At 71.4% G+C, this 16336-nt stretch carries 19 protein-coding genes; 12 read left to right on the top strand and 7 right to left on the bottom strand.

From position 1 onward, the window contains the following. Nucleotides 1–13 precede the first annotated feature (13 nt). Both ABD327_RS07830 and ABD327_RS07825 read right to left on the bottom strand, forming a co-directional pair. A complete protein-coding gene (locus tag ABD327_RS07830) occupies nt 14–1402 on the bottom strand; it encodes an IucA/IucC family protein (RefSeq protein WP_344449536.1) in 1389 nt (462 codons plus the stop codon). Next, entirely contained in the window at nt 1395–2477 is a 1083-nt protein-coding gene (locus ABD327_RS07825; protein ID WP_344449535.1) for a siderophore biosynthesis protein, read from the bottom strand. Before ABD327_RS07825 ends, ABD327_RS07830 begins: the two co-directional genes overlap by 8 nt. Before the next feature lie 73 nt (nt 2478–2550). Here ABD327_RS07825 and ABD327_RS07820 point away from each other — a divergent pair, with 73 nt between their 5' ends. Then, nucleotides 2551–3159, top strand: coding sequence for an HD domain-containing protein (locus ABD327_RS07820; RefSeq protein WP_344449534.1), 609 nt, complete (start codon nt 2551–2553; stop codon nt 3157–3159). Here ABD327_RS07820 and ABD327_RS07815 read toward each other — a convergent pair. Continuing rightward, nucleotides 3134–3412, bottom strand: coding sequence for a DUF4031 domain-containing protein (locus ABD327_RS07815; protein WP_344449533.1), 279 nt, complete (start codon nt 3410–3412; stop codon nt 3134–3136). The genes ABD327_RS07820 and ABD327_RS07815 overlap by 26 nt on opposite strands. 85 nt (nt 3413–3497) lie before the next feature. On the opposite strand from ABD327_RS07815, the gene nudC reads away from it, so the two are divergent. Beyond that, complete coding sequence (gene nudC, locus ABD327_RS07810) at nt 3498–4397, top strand: NAD(+) diphosphatase (RefSeq protein ID WP_344449532.1); 900 nt, start codon at nt 3498–3500, stop codon at nt 4395–4397. Between the two features lie 33 nt (nt 4398–4430). Here the strand turns inward: nudC and ABD327_RS07805 are convergent, their stop codons facing one another. Beyond that, entirely contained in the window at nt 4431–4700 is a 270-nt protein-coding gene (locus tag ABD327_RS07805; protein ID WP_344449531.1) for a mycoredoxin, read from the bottom strand. A 119-nt stretch (nt 4701–4819) separates the two neighbouring features. Between ABD327_RS07805 and ABD327_RS07800 the strand changes: the two genes are divergently transcribed. From ABD327_RS07800 to ABD327_RS07780, 5 genes are all read left to right on the top strand, one after another. Continuing rightward, nucleotides 4820–6922 carry an ATP-dependent DNA helicase UvrD2 gene (locus tag ABD327_RS07800; protein WP_344449530.1) on the top strand — a complete coding sequence of 701 codons (2103 nt, stop codon included), beginning with the start codon at nt 4820–4822 and terminating at the stop codon, nt 6920–6922. A 78-nt stretch (nt 6923–7000) separates the two neighbouring features. Continuing rightward, nucleotides 7001–7894 (top strand): acyl-CoA thioesterase II, encoded by an 894-nt coding sequence (tesB, locus tag ABD327_RS07795; protein WP_344449529.1) that lies wholly within the window; start codon nt 7001–7003, stop codon nt 7892–7894. A gap of 160 nt (nt 7895–8054) precedes the next feature. Beyond that, on the top strand, nt 8055–8309 hold the full coding sequence (locus tag ABD327_RS07790) for a hypothetical protein (protein WP_344449528.1): 255 nt from the start codon (nt 8055–8057) through the stop codon (nt 8307–8309). A gap of 138 nt (nt 8310–8447) precedes the next feature. After that, nucleotides 8448–8726: a WhiB family transcriptional regulator gene (locus ABD327_RS07785; RefSeq protein WP_344450105.1), complete on the top strand. Its 279-nt coding sequence runs from the start codon at nt 8448–8450 to the stop codon at nt 8724–8726. A gap of 83 nt (nt 8727–8809) precedes the next feature. After that, the gene (locus tag ABD327_RS07780) at nt 8810–9010 is read left to right on the top strand and encodes a hypothetical protein (RefSeq protein ID WP_344449527.1); all 201 of its coding nucleotides are present in this window, start codon (nt 8810–8812) and stop codon (nt 9008–9010) included. Nucleotides 9011–9096: 86 nt separating this feature from the next. Here the strand turns inward: ABD327_RS07780 and ABD327_RS07775 are convergent, their stop codons facing one another. Then, complete coding sequence (locus ABD327_RS07775; RefSeq protein ID WP_344449525.1) at nt 9097–10404, bottom strand: ABC1 kinase family protein; 1308 nt, start codon at nt 10402–10404, stop codon at nt 9097–9099. A gap of 190 nt (nt 10405–10594) precedes the next feature. Between ABD327_RS07775 and ABD327_RS07770 the strand changes: the two genes are divergently transcribed. Both ABD327_RS07770 and ABD327_RS07765 read left to right on the top strand, forming a co-directional pair. Beyond that, nucleotides 10595–11110, top strand: coding sequence for a M48 metallopeptidase family protein (locus tag ABD327_RS07770; protein WP_344449524.1), 516 nt, complete (start codon nt 10595–10597; stop codon nt 11108–11110). A 5-nt stretch (nt 11111–11115) separates the two neighbouring features. Next, a complete protein-coding gene (locus ABD327_RS07765; RefSeq protein WP_344450104.1) occupies nt 11116–11715 on the top strand; it encodes a glycosyltransferase family protein in 600 nt (199 codons plus the stop codon). Here ABD327_RS07765 and ABD327_RS07760 read toward each other — a convergent pair. Further along, a complete protein-coding gene (locus ABD327_RS07760) occupies nt 11693–12247 on the bottom strand; it encodes an NUDIX domain-containing protein (RefSeq protein WP_425547079.1) in 555 nt (184 codons plus the stop codon). The two genes, ABD327_RS07765 and ABD327_RS07760, sit on opposite strands and share 23 nt — an antisense overlap. Next, entirely contained in the window at nt 12244–13602 is a 1359-nt protein-coding gene (locus tag ABD327_RS07755; RefSeq protein WP_344449522.1) for a zinc-dependent metalloprotease, read from the bottom strand. The genes ABD327_RS07760 and ABD327_RS07755 overlap by 4 nt, the downstream gene beginning before the upstream one ends. Before the next feature lie 89 nt (nt 13603–13691). Between ABD327_RS07755 and ABD327_RS07750 the strand changes: the two genes are divergently transcribed. From ABD327_RS07750 to ABD327_RS07740, 3 genes are read left to right on the top strand one after another with little or no spacing between them, the layout of a single operon-like run. Beyond that, nucleotides 13692–14759, top strand: coding sequence for an NAD-dependent epimerase/dehydratase family protein (locus tag ABD327_RS07750; RefSeq protein ID WP_344449520.1), 1068 nt, complete (start codon nt 13692–13694; stop codon nt 14757–14759). 16 nt (nt 14760–14775) lie between these two features. Then, nucleotides 14776–15216, top strand: coding sequence for a molybdenum cofactor biosynthesis protein MoaE (locus ABD327_RS07745; RefSeq protein WP_344449519.1), 441 nt, complete (start codon nt 14776–14778; stop codon nt 15214–15216). Nucleotides 15217–15238: 22 nt separating this feature from the next. Continuing rightward, a complete protein-coding gene (locus ABD327_RS07740; RefSeq protein WP_344449517.1) occupies nt 15239–16333 on the top strand; it encodes a YlbL family protein in 1095 nt (364 codons plus the stop codon). Nucleotides 16334–16336 lie beyond the last annotated feature (3 nt).

Genomic DNA, 16336 nt, shown 5'->3' with positions numbered 1-16336 from the left:
GGGCTGGTCGAGGTCAGCGGCACGGAAGCTCCTTCAGATAGTTGGGGCCCGGTGGGCCGTAGTGTTTGTTGATGTCGGCGGCTCCGGTGCGCTCTTTCGGTACGAGCGTCCCGGCGGTGAGCATCGCCTTGGCGGGCAGCCGGTCGGCGTCCAGCGTCCGGGCCCGCAGGAACGGGTCCGTCACGGCCTCGTCCAGCCGGTCGCGGACGAGTTCCAGCGCCCGCCGCAGCGGCAGCAGCCCGCGTTCGGCCAGCCCGAAGGCGAGCGCGCCCGCGCACAGGTGCAGGGTGATGGTGACGAAGACGCGTGCCCGCGCCTCCCGGTCCCCGACCATCCGGGGGTCCTCGAAGTCGCCTTCGGACAGCAGCGCCCCGTCGTTGTCCTTCAGCAGGAGCTCCAGGCGGGGCGTGACGGCCACGTTCTGCTGGTGGGCCTCCAGCGCGATGCCGTACTTCTCGAAGAGCGTGACGTTCCAGGCGAACAGCACGCGCAGGTAGCCGCTGAAGAACTCCGCCACGTCGTCGGCGAGCTCCTCGACGACGTACGGGCCCTCTGGTGTCCGGGCCAGCAGCGCCGCGACCGGAACGGCGTCGGTGACGGGCATCCTGCGGACGAGGAACCCGAGGTACGGGTCGTGCGCGTGCCCGTAGGTCCGCTCGTCCGCGAGGAGGACGGGCAGCCTCTCCTCCTCCGCGATGCGCGTCAGCAGCTCCTGCACGCGGGCGCCGTCCACCAGCGTTCCGGGTTTGATCGAGCGGACGTTGCGGCTGCCGAGGGTGCTGGTGGGGAGAGGGACCTTGAGGTGCTCGCCCGGGGTCACGAACAGCGTCCGCATCGACAGCGTCGGCCGGACCCGAAGGTGGGAGGCCGGAGCGTGGACGATCCCCCGTCCGGCCGTCAGCGGGTGGACGGGGAACGGCGTCACGTCGTCCGGGAGGCCGAGTTCGCCGGGCTCGGGCCACCAGGACGGCAGCTCCCCGGCCAGTACGGGCTCCCGTACGCCCGTCCAGCGCAGCGTGAACGAGGGCTGGTATTCGGGCGCGTAACGCCGGAGCTCCTCGTCGGACAGCCCGAGCCTGCACCGGCCCAGAGGGTGGACGGGATGCCCCAGCCGGGCGGCCAACGCGTCGTGGCGTCCCACCTCGGCCCGCACGGGCGGCAGTACGGCGCGTTCGGCTTCAAGCGCCTCGCAGCACTCCCGCTCGAACGTCTCCACGTCGTCTCCCGGTTCGGCCGCCTGGCGTACGAGCTCCCAGAGCCGGGCGAGGCCGACCCCCGCGCTGATCCGATCATCGGCGAGAAAACCGTCCCGCTCCACCCGTGCGCCCTCTACCGGCCACCGGACGTACCCCTCGCGGACGAGCGCCGACAGCACGCGCGAGGCGAACTCCTCGTCAGTCAACGGACCAGGCCCGGGACTGCCGGAAGCCGGAGAGGGCGCGTTCCACGGAGGCGCGGTCGGGCCCGACCGCCTGGATCGTCCCGAGGTAGTCCCGGTTGGTGCGGGTGAGCGTGATGACGTCGCCGGGGGAGCGCTGCGGCCGGTAGGTGACGGTCGCTTCGCCGTACCGGGTGACACCCGGCTCGGGTGCCCTGCTCAGCACTCCGGAGCGGTCCGCGACGAGGTAGTCGACGGTCGCCTCGGCGTGCGAGACGGGTTCGAACACGGGCGGTTCGCCGAGGTGCGTCAGCAGGATGTCGGCGAAGAGGTCGCGTCGCAGCAGTTCGGCGAGCAGGAAGTCGCAGTGGTCGCCGATGGCCCTGTAGTTGACCTCGACGATCCGGGCGCGGCCGTCCCGGACGACGAACTCGGTGTGGCAGGCCCCGAAACCGACGCCCAGCGACTCCAGCCGCTCCAGCACCTGCGGCGTCTCGGGCGGGGGAGGCGCCCAGTCCAGCCGCTCCTCGATGAAGTGCGGCTCGGGGGAGAGCGTCGTGTGGAAGGACCCGATGACCTGCCCGTTCAGCGTCTCCAGGGTGTGCAGCTCGCCCCTCAGGTACTCCTCGGCGACCATGGGACGCCGGGGGTCGGGGATCAGGGCCAGCTCGCCGGGGGAGCGGACGAGCACCACGTCCTCGCTGGCCACTCCCTCGCGGGGCTTGACGACCAGCGGGTACGGAGCGTCCTCCGGCACGGGGAACGGGGAGGACCACACGTCCCCCAGATGCGCGCGCATCAGGTGCTTGTTCTTGCAGCGGAGGGCGGCCTTCCAGTCCTTGCCGGGAAGCCCGTAGAACTCGGCGGCCAGCGCGGTGGCGGCCTGGAGGTGGTCGCTGTTGGAGAAGTAGGCGCCGGGACGCCCCGCGTGGACGATCTCCCGGTAGTCCATGACATCACAGGGCACGACCCGGTGCCCCGGATGCTCCTCCGGCCGGTCGGTGAGGATCGTGACGTCCAGTCCCAGCCGTTCGGCGGCGGGCAGGAACCCGTGCGTCACCGAGTCCGTCGCCTTGCCTGCGATGAAGAAAACCTGCACCCGTCCCCCTTGGTTAGGCAAGCCTTGCCTAAGGCTAGCGAGGGAGGATCGCGGAACGTGGGATATTGGGCCGATGGATCTCGTGGCACGTTGGACGGACCTGGCAGGTGAGAGCACCCGGCGGCTCGGTGAGGAACTCGTCGGATGCTACGCCGAGCCGCACCGGCGCTATCACACGCTCCAGCACCTGAAGTCGGTGCTCGACCTGGTGGACGAGTTCGCGGAGGAGGCCGAGGACCCCGACGTCGTCCGCCTCGCCGCCTGGTTCCACGACGCGGTCTACGACCCGCAGCGCGACGACAACGAGGAGCGCAGCGCCGTCCTCGCCGAGCGCATGCTCGCCGACACCTCGCTGGAACCGGAACGGGTACGGGAGGTGGCGGCCCTGGTGCGCATGACCAAGACGCACGACCCCGGCGACCGCGACGGCCGGGTCCTCTGCGACGCCGACCTGGCGGTCCTCGGCGCGGACCCCGAGACGTACGCCGCCTACACGCGCGCCGTACGCGAGGAGTACGCCTTCGTCCCCGACGAGTACTTCGCCGCCGGACGGGCCGCGGTCCTGGAGCAGCTCCTCGCGCTGCCGTCCCTCTTCCACACCCCGGCGGGAAGGGCCCGCTTCGAGGAGAACGCGCGCGCCAACCTCCGCGCCGAACTCAGATCACTGAAGGAGGGCGGCTGAACTTCGGCCTGCGCAGACCCGACCTGCGCAGGTGCCCCAGCACCTCCTGGCAGCTCACGGCCCGCGCGCCCAGCAGCACCGCGCGGTCGTAAGCCTCGTCGGGGATGTCGTAGTGGTCGCGCTCGAAGGCGCGCGGAGGCGCTCCCAGCCGTCCCGCGAACTCGTGCAGTTCGTCGAACGTCACGTCGCTGATGAGATGGGACCACAACCGTCCCCGTGCCCGCCAGATCGGCGGATCGATGTAGATGGCCACACGCACAGGGTAGACAGGGGAGATACGACGTCGGGAGAGTCCCGCACGCTGGGTAGTTTGTAATCTTCCGTCGTAGGAGAGTGACATGTCTCTGGGTTGGCTGGCGTTGGCGCGCGGAACACTCGACCGCGTGGCCGAGCGCCGCCGGGACGAGGACTGGGTCACCGCCGCCTGGGCCGGCTCCCACGTCCTGGTCGTGGACGAGCGCGGCAGGGTTCCGGTCCGGATGGCCGAGCGGCCCGCGCTCGCCTTCACCTCGGCCCGCCGGGCCCCGGCGGGGGAGCGGGTCTTCCTGGGCGTCGACGAGGACAAGAACGCCTACTTCGCGGTGGTGGGGCCGCTGCCGGAGCGCGACGGCGTGGACGTCTCCGACCTGCGCCGTGTCGGCGCGCTGCTGAACGACCTGGAGTCCAGCCTGGTGACCCACGCCGTGGCGATGGCGGCCTGGCACTCCACCCACCGGTACTGCCCCCGCTGCGGCGCCGCCACCAAGGTCGTCGCGGCGGGCCACGTCAGGGTCTGCCCCGAGGACGGCATGGAGCAGTACCCGAGGCTGGACCCGGCGGTGATCATGCTGGTGGTGGACGACGAGGACCGGGCGCTCCTGGCCCGGGGCGCCTCCTGGCCCGAGCGCCGCGCCTCGGTGCTCGCCGGCTTCATGGAGCCGGGCGAGTCGCTGGAGCAGGGCGTGATGCGCGAGGTCAGGGAGGAGGTCGGCCTGGTGGTGGAGGACGTGCACTACCTGGGCAGCCAGCCCTGGCCGCTGCCGCAGAGCCTCATGCTCGGCTTCACCTGCCACGCGCCCGGCCCCCAGGAGCTGCTCCTGGAGGAGAGCGAGATCGCCCAGGCCCGCTGGTACGCCCGGAAGGAGCTGCTCGCGGCCGTCCGCGCCGGCGAGCTGGTCCTTCCGGGCAAGGTCTCCATCGCCCGCCAGCTCCTGGAGCACTGGTACGGCGGCGAACTCCCCGGCAGCTGGGGCCTGTGAGGCACGGGCGGGCGGCGCCCGCCCAGGCCGGGGTCAGGACGGGCTGATGAGCCCGAGGCGCTCCATCTTGGCCTTGACGACCTTGGCGCTGGGGTTGGTGGCGGCGCTGCCGTCGGGGTAGACGACGGTCGGAACGGTCATGTTCCCCCCGTTGACGCTCATGACGTACTCGGCGGCGGCCGTGTCCTGCTCGATGTCGATCTCGAACATCTCGATGCCCTCCCGGGAGAGCTGGGCCTTCAGCCGCTTGCAGAAACCGCACCACGGGGTGGTGTACATGGTCAGCCGGCCGGTCGTGCTCATGAAGGGTCCTGTTCCTCGAGGGGATTTCATCCTGCCAGAACCGGAACGCGGCCGAGCTGCGGGTCATTCCCGTCCACAGGCGGGTCACGGGCGCCGGTGGCGGCTGGGAGTATGGAGGCATGGACGCACAGGCCGTGCTGAAGGGGCTGGACCCGGAGCAGCGGGCGGTCGCCGAGGCCGTCACCGGGCCCGTCTGCGTGCTGGCCGGGGCCGGGACGGGAAAGACGCGGGCGATCACCCACCGGATCGCGTACGCGGTGCTGACCGGGCGGGTCAATCCGCAGAACGTGCTGGCCGTGACGTTCACCACGCGGGCCGCCGGGGAGCTGCGCGGACGGCTGCGGGCGCTGGGCGCGCCGGGCGTCCAGGCCAGGACGTTCCACGCCGCCGCCTACAAGCAGCTGCTCTACTTCTGGCCGCGCACGATCGGCGGGGAGCCGCCCCGGCTGATCGAGTCGAAGCTCGCCCTGGTGGCCGACGCCGCCCGCGCCTGCCGGCTGTCTCTGGGCCGCACCGAGCTGCGGGACGTGGCGGGCGAGATCGAGTGGGCGAAGGTCACCCAGACCCGCCCGGAGGACTACGCGGGGACCATCGCCAAGCAGGGCCGCAAACCCCCCATGGACGTGGTGGACGTCGCCCGGCTGTACGTCATGTACGAGGAGCTGCGCCGGGAGCGCAACCTCCTGGACTTCGAGGGCATGCTGGAGATCACCGCCGCGATGCTGGCGGACTACCCGGACATGGCCCGGGCGGTGCACGACCAGTACCGCTACTTCGTGGTCGACGAGTACCAGGACGTCAACCCGCTGCAGAAGATGCTGCTGGAGGGCTGGCTGGGCAAGCGCAGGGAGCTGTGCGTCGTCGGCGATCCGAGCCAGACGATCTACTCCTTCACCGGGGCCACCCCGGGGTTCCTGCTGAACTTCACCGCCGAGTACCCCGAGGCAGCCGTGGTGCGGCTGGTGCGCGACTACCGCTCCACGCCCCAGGTGGTGCGGCTGGCCAACGAGCTGCTGAAGCGGTCGCCGCAGCGTCTGGAACTGATCGCCCAGCAGCCGGACGGCCCCGAGCCCGCCTTCGCCTCCTACGAGGACGAGGTCGCCGAGGCCCAGGAGGTCGCGCGCAGGGCGGCCGCGCTCATCGACGGCGGCGTCCCGGCCCGCGAGATCGCGGTGCTCTTCCGGATCAACGCCCAGTCGCAGGCGTTCGAGCAGGCCTTCGCCGACGCGGGGGTGCCGTACGTGCTGCGCGGCGCCGAGCGGTTCTTCGAGCGCCCCGCCGTCCGCGAGGCCGTGGTGCGGCTGCGCGGCGCGGCACGGTCGGGCGGCGACGCCGAGCTGGACGGACTGGGCCTGATCCACCAGGTCAGGGCGGTGCTGGCGGGGTGCGGCTTCACCGAGCGGGCGCCGGAGGGCGGCGGCGCGGTGCGCGAGAAGTGGGAGTCGCTGGCCGCGCTCTCCCAGCTCGCCGAGGACATGGCGATGGCCGAGCCGGACGCGAGGCTGCCCCGGTTCGTGGCCGAGCTGGAGGAGCGGGCCGCGGCCCAGCACGCCCCTCCGCTGGAGGGCGTCACCCTGGCCTCCCTGCACGCGGCCAAGGGCCTGGAGTGGGACGCGGTGTTCCTGGCGGGGCTCGCGGACGGCACGCTGCCGATCATCTACGCCGAGACCCCGGAGGAGATCGAGGAGGAGCGGCGGCTGCTCTACGTGGGGATCACCAGGGCCAGGCGGCACCTGACGCTCTCCTGGGCGCAGGCCCGTTCGCCTGGTCAGCGGCGGAACCGCCGAATCTGCCGGTTCCTCGAGGGCATCGCGGGCTCCGCGTCGCGCGCGGCCGCCCCTGGTCCGGCCAGGGCCGAGCCCGCGGCGCGTCCCGCGCTCTCGCGCGGCCCGGTCCCGTGCCGGGTCTGCGGCAGGTCGCTGCTCAAGCCGGTCGAGCGCAAGCTGGGGCGGTGCGAGGCCTGCCCGGTGGCGATCGACGAGGAGCTGCTCGAGGCGCTCAAGGACTGGCGGGCCCGGACGGCGGGGGCGGAGAAGGTCCCGGCCTTCGTGGTCTTCACCGACGCGACGCTCCAGGCGATCGCCGAGCAGTGCCCCGTGACGCCGGCCGAGCTGGCCCGGGTCGGCGGGATGGGCGCGGTCAAGCTGGAGAAGTACGCCTCGGCCGTGCTGGCGCTGTGCCGGGGCGAGGAGCCGGGTGAGATCTTCGTCGCGGATCCCTGAGGGCGGCTGATCCGGCTGAGACCTTTCTCGCAGGCCCCTGAAGAGGACTGACGCCCCTCTCTTTGCCAGACTGGCTCTGTGAACAAGCCGTTGCAGAACTTGCTGGACATCCTCGATCTCGAGCAGATCGAGGACGACATCTTCCGCGGCAACAGCCCCGAGGACCCCCAGCAGCGGGTCTTCGGCGGCCAGGTCGCGGGCCAGTCGCTGGTGGCGGCGGGCCGGACGGTGCCGGTGGGCCGGCAGGTGCACTCCCTGCACGCCTACTTCATCCGGCCGGGCGACCCGCTGGTGCCGATCGTCTACACCGTCGAGCGGGTGAGGGACGGCCGCTCCTTCAGCACCCGCCGGGTCAGCGCGATCCAGCACGGGAAGGCGATCTTCACCCTGTCGGCGAGCTTCCAGATCGCCGAGCCGGGTCCCGAGCACATGGTCGAGATGCCGGCCGCGCCGGACCCCGAGACCCTGCCCACCACCCGGGACAGGTTCGAGGCCCTCTTCGGAAAGAAAGTCGCCGACGAGTACGAGCGGCGCCGCCCGTTCGACCTGCGGCACGCCACGCCGCTGACCTACGAGGCCGCCGGCAAGCCGGAGCTGGCCACCCGGGAGTCCCTGGTGTGGCTGAAGACCAACGACGAGCTCCCGGACGACCCGCTGCTGCACGTCTGCCTGATGACGTACGCCTCGGACATGACGCTGCTCGACACCGTCCTGCTCAACCACGGGCTGGCGTGGGGCGACGCCCGCACGATCGGGGCCAGCCTGGACCACGCCATGTGGTTCCACCGCCCGTTCCGCGCCGACGATTGGCTGCTGTACGCCCAGGAGACCCCGTCGGCGGGCGGCGCGCGCGGCCTGGCCCGGGGCCAGGTGTTCACCCGGACCGGCGAGCTGGTGGTCTCGGTGATGCAGGAGGGGCTGATCCGGGTACGGGGAGAGCAGGGCGATCTCAAGCATCCCTTCGATGCGTGAAATGTCGTAAAAGTTCGACAGATCGCGAGTGCGATCAGCCACAAAACCGCAGCTCAAAAATAACTTGATTGGTTTCCCCGGCTTCTCGTAGGCTCAACGCAGCACTGAAGACAGGTCCGCGCCCGGCGCGTGAGACCGCGAACCCGAAGGAGGTGGCGACATGGGAACCCTGAACAAAGCGACCCGCATCGCCGCTTTCGCCATGGGTGCGCAGCAGTCATGCCTGTCTGTAAGTGATCTTGCTTATGGCGGTTCCGTCCTGCTGGGCGGCGATGTCGTGACGGCGCAAAAGTGGCGGGGACTGAACGAACACGTCAGGAATGGCATGTCCGTCGACGCCTTCGCACACCACGCTCCGACGCCTATCGAGCGTCGCACTGTGCTGGCTCCGTATCCGGAGAGACCACCGGTCTAACCCACCGGCGAGACCTTCAGGGCCGCGGATCCAGACACCGGATCCGCGGCCCTTTTGTTTTCCCCGAAAACAGCAAGGCCCGGAAAACCTCGAACGACAAGACGTTGAGATCCAACGAGAGGACCGAGGGTGAACCTCATCCAGGGGCTCGAGCAGACCTTCCCGGCTGTTGACGACCTGCCCTGCCGTACCGACCCCGAGCTGTTCTTCGCCGAGTCCCCCGCCGACGTGGAGCTCGCCAAGGCCCAGTGCGCGGACTGCCCGGTCCGCAAGAGCTGCCTGGCCGGCGCGCTCGAGCGCCGCGAGCCGTGGGGCGTCTGGGGCGGCGAGCTGTTCGTCCGGGGCGAGATCGTGGCCCGCAAGCGGCCGCGTGGGCGTCCGCGCAAGAACCAGGCACCCGACGAAGTCGCCGCGTGATGACCATGCCGAGTGTCGCCGGAACGACCCTGCGGGTGACGGCCGCCAGGCCGTCACCCCTCCCGCCGAAAGAAGAGAAGAAGATGAGTTTGCTCAGTGTGGAGATCAGCCGCGAGCGAATACGCGCGCTGGAGGAGGAGCTGGCCTCCCTCCAGTGGGCCGCGGAGGTCCGGCGCACCCGCAGGGAGACCCTGCGCAAGGTGGTCGCCGACACCGGCCGGGCCACCCGCCAGGAGGCGGGGATCACCCTGCGCCGGATCACGGGCCTCATGGCCCGGGGCTGACGCTCTGGCAGGGCCCTCCCAGGAAGAGAGAACGGCCCCGGCGACTCCCTTGGACCAAGGTGCTCGCCGGGGCCGTTCCCGTCGGCTCACTCGCCGGCGAAGCCCTTCACCCAGGCCAGGGCCTCGCCCCGGAACGGGCCCTCGGCCTCCAGCTGGCACAGCACCCCGGTGCCCAGCCCCACCGTCCGGTGCACCAGGACGTAGTCCTTGGGCAGGTTGAGGTAGCGCACGACGTTGTCGGGCCGCAGATCGGTGACGCGGGCGGCCTGGTCGCGCAGCCACTCCCGGCTGAACTGGAAGGTCTCGGACTTCAGGGGGAGGGCCATCGGCTCGATGAAGGCGGCGAGCTGCTCTCCGTCGACGTCCACGCCCTCGCGGATGATGCCCTCGGCCCGGCAGGCCTTCACGATCATGTCGGGGTCGCCCAGCGTGCCGATCCGCATGAGGGCGCCGATCCCCTCCTGGAAGCCGCCCTCCAGCCGGTCGACGGCGCCGAAGTCGATGACGCCCAGGCGCCCGTCCTCCATGAGCCGGAAGTTGCCGGGGTGGGGGTCGGCGTGCAGGTGGCCGCAGCGGGTGGGGGCGGAGAACAGGAAGCGGGCGAACAGGAGCCCGGCCCGGTCCCGCTCCTTCTTGGTCCCGTCGGTGATGATCTTCGACAGCGGGGTGCCGTAGATCCACTCGGTCACCAGGACGGTGCCGGACTGGGCGACGACCTCGGGGACGAGGAAGTCGGGATCATCGCGGTAGGCCTCGGCGAAGGCCTGCTGCGAGGCGGCCTCGACGGTGTAGTCGAGCTCCTCCCTGACCCGGTCCTTCAGCTCCTCCAGAATGGTCTTCATATCGGCGCCGGGGAAGAGCACCCCGACCAGCTTGCCCATTCTCGAGAGCTGGTTGAAGTCGCTGATCAGCGCCTTTCCCGCACCCGGGTACTGGACCTTGACCGCGACCTCTCGCCCGTCCTTCCAGACGGCCTTGTGCACCTGTCCGATGGACGCGGCGGCGGCGGGCCTGTCGTCGAAGGACTGGAACTCCTCCTGCCAGTCCGGGCCCAGGCTCTCGGCCAGCACCTTGTGGACGGTCGTCACCGGCATCGGCGGCGCCGCCTCCTGGAGCCGGGTCAGGGTGGCCCGGTAGGGGCCGGCGATCTCGGGCGGCAGCGCCGCCTCGAAGATCGACATCACCTGTCCGAACTTCATGGCCCCGCCCTTGAGCTCGCCGAGGACCTTGAACAGCTGCTCGGCGGTACGGGCCTGGATCTGCGTGGCGACGGCCTCCGCCGACCTGCCGAAGGTCTTCTTTCCGATGCCCAGAGCGGTGCGGCCGGCGAAGCCGAGGGGGAGGGAGGCGAGTTTGGCGGTGCGCGTCACCGCGCGAAGGGGAAGATCGCTCACAGGGTTCATTGTCCGCGATAAAGGGCTGTTCACGCCACAATCACGGGAAGTAAATGTAAGTGATCATTTACTGCTGGAGATCGTGTCCTGTGGACAACCTCTGGGGATATGGGGCTGTCATCAAGTATGACCTGCAAAAACGTGTTTTGACCCCTGTGGAAAACGCAAAGTTTCAGCTACGGTTGCGCATGTGCCCCCCAACGTCGAGGTTCGCCGTAGCCCCCGACGCCGGAGAACCGTGTCGGCCTATCGTGACGGCGAGAAGACCATCGTGATGCTGCCCTCCAGCCTGAGCAAGGCCGAGGAGGAGTACGAGATCGCCCGCATCCTGGAGCGCCTGGACGGCAGGGAGCGGCGCAGCCGCCCGCCGACCGGCGACGCCGGGCTGATGGAACGGGCCATGGAGCTCTCCCACCGCTACCTGGACGGCGAAGCCGTGCCCAGCAGCGTGCGGTGGGTGGGCAACCAGCGCAGCCGGTGGGGCTCGTGCACCCCGGAGGACCGCACCATCCGCATCTCCAGCATGCTGCGGGGCATGCCGGTGTGGGTCGTCGACTACATCCTCGTGCACGAGCTCGCCCACCTCCTGGAGCCCAGCCACAACGCCGCCTTCTGGAAGCTGGTCGACCGCTACCCCAAGACCGAGCGGGCCCGCGGCTACCTCGAAGGGGTCACGGCGGCGCGGAACCTCGAGGCCACCGGTTGAGGCATGTGGCGGTCCTGGCCGGATCCGGCCGGGCCCAGGCTCCGCCGGGCGTCGACCCCGGCGCCTACCGGCGGGCCCTGCTGGAGGACGTCTACGAGCTGGCCGAGAGCCTGGACCACGTCCGGGCCGTCATGGCCGCGCCCGAGCCGCTGCGCGCCGAGGCCGAGGAGCTGACCTGGCCCGGTACGCCGGTGCTCACCGCGCATACCCCGCTGGAGGCCCTGGACGCCCTGGCCGCGTCGGGGGCGACCGAGGCCGTCGTGCTCGCCCCCGACGCGCCGGACCTGCCAGGACTGATGATCGGCAAGCTCTTCCGCGCCCTGGGCCGGGCTCCCGCCGCGGTCTGCCCCGCGGACGAGGGACTGGTCGCCCTGGCCGTCCGGCTGCCGCTGCCGTCCTGGCTGGCGGAGGCGCTCGAGGAGACCACCCTCGACACCCCCGACGCGCTGGCCCGGCTGCGGGCGGCCGCCGAGTTCCCCGGCCAGGTCCAGCGGGGACCCGGCTGGCACCGGCTGCGCGCCCCCGCCGACGTGCGGCTGCTGGACCCCGGGCTGGAGGGCTGGGAGAACACCAGGCTGCTGCTCAGTACTCCAGCGCGCGGGTGACCAGCGACCGCACCACGTGATCGGCGGACTCCGGCAGGGCGTCCACCGGGAACCAGCGCAGGTCCTCGGACTCCTCGCTGATCCGGTGCAGCGCGCCCTCCGGGGCGAAGGCCAGGTACTCCACGTCCAGATGCCAGGAGCCCTCCGGATGGCAGCGCACCCGGTGCCTGTCCAGCTGGACCGGCCCGTCGGAGAGCACGAGCCCCTCGATCCCGGACTCCTCGGCGGCCTCCCGCAGCGCGGCGGCGGCCAGCGAGGCGTCCTGCGGCTCGCAGTGGCCGCCCAGCTGCAGCCAGCCGCCGATCTTGCGGTGCAGGGTCAGCAGCACCTCGGTCCGCGCCGAATTGACCACCAGGGTGCTGGCCGTGATGTGGCCGGGCCGGCACTCGCGCCACACACCGTCGGGATGGCGGGCCATGTGGGCCAGGAACTCCCGCCTGACCTCATCTTGGGCGTTCCGGGCGTCCGGGTCCCCGAAGGGAGGCTTCCAGCCCTCCAGGACCCGGACGACGTCGGCGTGCAGGTCGGTCACTTGCCCTCGGGGGAGTCGGGGCCGTCAGCGCCGGGCTCCTCGGGAGCGGGGGTCTGGTGCAGCTTCGACAGATCGAGCTCCAGTTCCTCCGGGTTCAGGAAGGAATCGGGGTTCTCCAGGTCGTCCGCGGTGGGCAGAAGGTCAGGGTGCGACCACAGCCGGTCCCTGTCCTCGGCGCCCTTGAGCTCGGTCAGCGACCGCCACAGCGCCTCGGCCTCGCGCAGCCGCCGGGGCCGCAGCTCCAGCCCGACCAGCGTGGCGAAGGTGCGCTCGGCCGGACCCCCGGTGGCCCGGCGCCGCCGGACCGCCTCGGCCAGCCGGCCCGCGCTGGGCAGCCGGTCCTTCGACGAGTCCGCCACGACCGTGCCCACCCAGCCCTCGACCAGGGCCAGCAGGGTCTCCAGCCGGGACAGGGCCAGCTTCTGCTCGGGCGTCTCCTCCGGGGTGAGCTGGATCTCGCCGCCCAGAGCCTCCTGGATCGCCTCGGGGTCGGCGAGGTCCAGGCCCGCGATCTTCTCCTCCAGGCCGGACAGGTCCACGCGGATGCCGCGGGCGTAGTCCTCGACGGCGCTCAGCAGCGCCGGGCGCAGCCACGGGACGTGGGCGAACAGCCGCTGGTGGGCCGCCTCTCGCAGGGCAAGGTAGAGCCTGACCTCGTCGGAGGGGATCTCCAGCCCCTCGGCGAACGAGGCGACCCCGGCGGGCAGCAGCGCGCCGACCCCGCCGGGGGCGAGCGGCAGGCCGATGTCGGCCGAGCCGATCACCTCCCGGGCGAGCGCGCCCAGCGCCTGCCCGGCCTGGCCGCCGACCATCGCCCCGGACATCTGCTTGACCATGCCGATCAGCGGGCCGGCCATGGCGGCCATCTCCGGCGGCAGCTCGCCGCCGGGACCGCTCATCGCCCCGCCCATCGTGTCGACCATGCGCTCGGCGATCGGGTCGACGAGCTTCTCCCAGACCGGGATCGTCGCCTCCAGCCATTCCGACCTGCTCCAGGCCTGGGGGGTGGTGATGCCCGCGGGGAGCACCGTGCCCTCGTCCAGCCACAGGTCGGCCAGCCGTAGAGCCTCGACCACCTGGCTGCGCTCGGCCGCCACGATCGAGGGGTCGCCGCCCTCGACGACCACGTGCCGGGCGATGTTCTTCACCATCTCCCAGTTGACCGGGCCGCCGCCGGAGGGCGTGCCCATGCCGCTCAGCATGTCGGCGAACTGCCGGAGCATCGCCGCGAACTGGTTCATGTCACCGCTTCCGGGGACGCCGCCCCCGAAACCCATCCCGAAAGGATCACGGCCGGGTGTGCCGTCGCCCTCGTCGTCGGAGGGCCGGTTGAAGCCGAAAGGAGTGTCACCCATCAGAATCGCCTTAGGCTGCGAGGAAAGGCCATAACCTCAAGGTAGTCGTTCTTGAGAGCGTGCCGTGTCCGGGGGAAGGAACGTTCGCCATGAGCACAGGAGCCGGGAGGGTCGTCGCGGTCACCGGCGCCGCCTCCGGAGTCGGCCGGGCGCTCACCGTCCGGCTCGCCGAGTCGGGGCGCTTCGCCAAGGTCGTCGCGCTGGACGACGAGCGCGGCGAACTGCCCGGGATCACCGGGGTCACCTGGCGGATGGTGGACGTCCGGGACCCGCTGCTGGCCCGGCGGCTGGAGGGCGTGGACGTCCTGGTGCACACCGACGTGGACCGCTCGCCCGACACCGAGCCCAGGGAGCGCCGCACCTACAACGTGCGCGGAGCGCAGACGGTCCTGGCCGCGTCCACCGCCGCGGGGGTCGGCAGGCTCGTCCTGGTCACCTCGGCCGCCGTCTACGGCGCGGCCGCCGCCAACCCGGTCCCGCTGCCCGAGGACTCCCCGCTGCGGGCCGAACCCGACAGCAGCGTCGTCGGCGACCTCCTGGAGATCGAGGAGCTGACGGCCTCCACCCCCCACCCCGGCGTGGAGGTCGTCGTCCTGCGCCCCGCGGTCCTGGCCGGCCCCGGCGTCGACACCGTGGCCACCCGCCACTTCGAGGCGCCCCGCCTGCTCGCCGCCAAGGGAGTGCCGCCGCACTGGCAGTTCTGCCACGTGGACGATCTGGTGAACGCGCTGGAACTGGCCGCGCTCGGCGAGGTCTCCGGGGCGGTCGCGGTCGGCTGCGACGGCTGGCTGGACGCCGCCGCCATCGAGGCGATCACCGGCAAGCGCAGCTTCGAACTGCCCGCCTCCCTCACCTTCGGCACCGCCCAGCGGCTGCACCGCCTCGGCCTCACCCCGGCCCCCGCCACCGACCTCTACTACGTCGTCTACCCGTGGGTCGTCGACTGCGCCAAGCTGCGCGAGGCCGGCTGGCGGCCCCGCTACGACAACGAGACCGCCCTGAAGGCCCTGCTCCAGGAGTCCGGAGGGCGGCTCGCCGTGGTCGGCCGCAGGGTCGGCGGCAAGGAGGCGACCATGGCCACCGCCGCGGGCGCCACCGTCGCGGTGATCGGCGCCGCGGCCGCTGTCCGCCGCGCCCGCAGGAAACGCCGCCTGTGACGGTATTTTCGACGTCGTGACTGTCATCAGACTGCTGGACGTCCGCGACGAGCCGCTCTCCGTCGACGAGGTGGTCGGCTCCGTGCGGGACCACGCCGCCGGAGGGACCGCCTTCTTCATCGGGTCCGTCCGCGACCACGACCGCGCCCAGGAGGAGCAGGCCGACAAGGAGGTCGTCCGGCTCACCTACAGCGCCCACCCCACCGCCCTCGACCGGTTGCGCGAGGTCATGGAGAAGGTCGCCGCGGACTTCCCGGTGACCGCACTGGCCGCCGTCCACCGGGTCGGCGAGCTGGAGATCGGCGACCTCGCCGTCGTCGTGGCCGCCGCGGCGCCGCACCGGGGCGAGGCGTTCGCCGCCTGCCGCCGCCTCATCGACGACCTCAAGCACCAAGTCCCGATCTGGAAGTACCAGGAGTTCGCCGATGGCGGCTCGGAATGGGTCGGTGCCTGCTGAAACGGGCAATAAGCTTGCCCGCATGGTCACCCATGCCGTGGAGAAGGACAACGGTCGGCGTTCGCACCGCAGGGCGCTGACTCTCGGACTGGTCGCCGTACTGGTGCTGGTCCTGGCGGTCGCCGGAGCGCTCATGCCGGTGCCGTACGTCTCGCTGCGGCCGGGGCCGACCATGAACACCATCGGGGCCAATCCCGAGACCAAGAAGCCGCTGATCGAGGTCGAAGGCGCCCAGACCTATCCGGCGAGCGGGCACCTCAACTTCACCACCGTCGCCTACACCGGCGGCCCCAAGCGGCCGCTGAGCCTGTTCACGGCGCTGCGCGACTGGCTCAACGACGAGCGCGCCGTGGTCCCGCAGGAGACGATCTTCCCCAAGAACGAGACGGTGGAGGAGGTCGAGCAGCAGAACACCCTCCAGATGGAGGACTCCCAGCAGACCTCCGTGGCCGCCGCGCTGGTGCAGACGGGCCGCAAGCCCTCCACCGTCCCGGCCGTCCAGTCGGCCGAGAAGGGCCTGCCCGCGGACGGGGTGCTCAAGCCGGGCGACGAGATCCTCGCCGTCGAGGGGACGAAGACCGACCGGACGACGGCGGTCACCGGCGAGCTGAAGAAGTACAAGCCGGGCCAGACCGTCGAGCTGACCATCCGCAGGGACGGCAAGGAGCAGAAGGTCTCCCTGACCACGGCCCCGGCGCCCGACGACGCGAACAGGGCGGTCATCGGAGTGGTCCTGGGCGACCGCTACGTCTTTCCGATCGACGTCAACATCAGCGTCGGCGACATCGGCGGGCCCAGCGCCGGCCTGATGTTCTCGCTGGGCATCTACGACCTGCTCACCCCGGGCGACCTGACCGGCGGGAAGTTCATCGCCGGCACCGGCACGATCACCGTGGACGGCAAGGTCGGCGCGATCGGCGGGATCCAGCAGAAGATGATCGGCGCCAAGGAGGCGGGGGCCACGGTCTTCCTCGTCCCCGCGGGGAACTGCGACGAGGCGGCCGCCGCGGCCCCCGACGGCCTGCGCCTGGTCAAGGCCGAGACCATGGACGGGGCCGTGAAGGCTCTGCAGAACCTGCAGAGCGGTCAGGGCGCCGTCCCGAGCTGCTCCTCCTGACCC

The organism is Actinocorallia aurantiaca (assembly GCF_039533685.1).
In the GTDB taxonomy this organism is placed as follows: domain Bacteria; phylum Actinomycetota; class Actinomycetes; order Streptosporangiales; family Streptosporangiaceae; genus Actinocorallia; species Actinocorallia aurantiaca.
The sequence above is the reverse complement of the archived record's forward strand: the minus strand, read 5'-3'. Positions and strand labels throughout refer to the sequence as shown.

Bases quoted from the DNA above. Each gene is read 5' to 3' on its own strand.
- ABD327_RS07820 (WP_344449534.1), top strand. From the start codon at position 2,551: ATGGATCTCGTGGCACGTTGGACGGACCTGGCAGGTGAGAGCACCCGG.
- nudC (WP_344449532.1), top strand. From the start codon at position 3,498: ATGTCTCTGGGTTGGCTGGCGTTGGCGCGCGGAACACTCGACCGCGTG.
- ABD327_RS07805 (WP_344449531.1), bottom strand. From the start codon at position 4,700: ATGAGCACGACCGGCCGGCTGACCATGTACACCACCCCGTGGTGCGGT.
- ABD327_RS07800 (WP_344449530.1), top strand. From the start codon at position 4,820: ATGGACGCACAGGCCGTGCTGAAGGGGCTGGACCCGGAGCAGCGGGCG.
- ABD327_RS07790 (WP_344449528.1), top strand. From the start codon at position 8,055: ATGGGAACCCTGAACAAAGCGACCCGCATCGCCGCTTTCGCCATGGGT.
- ABD327_RS07780 (WP_344449527.1), top strand. From the start codon at position 8,810: ATGAGTTTGCTCAGTGTGGAGATCAGCCGCGAGCGAATACGCGCGCTG.
- ABD327_RS07755 (WP_344449522.1), bottom strand. From the start codon at position 13,602: ATGGGTGACACTCCTTTCGGCTTCAACCGGCCCTCCGACGACGAGGGC.
- ABD327_RS07750 (WP_344449520.1), top strand. From the start codon at position 13,692: ATGAGCACAGGAGCCGGGAGGGTCGTCGCGGTCACCGGCGCCGCCTCC.
- ABD327_RS07740 (WP_344449517.1), top strand. From the start codon at position 15,239: ATGGTCACCCATGCCGTGGAGAAGGACAACGGTCGGCGTTCGCACCGC.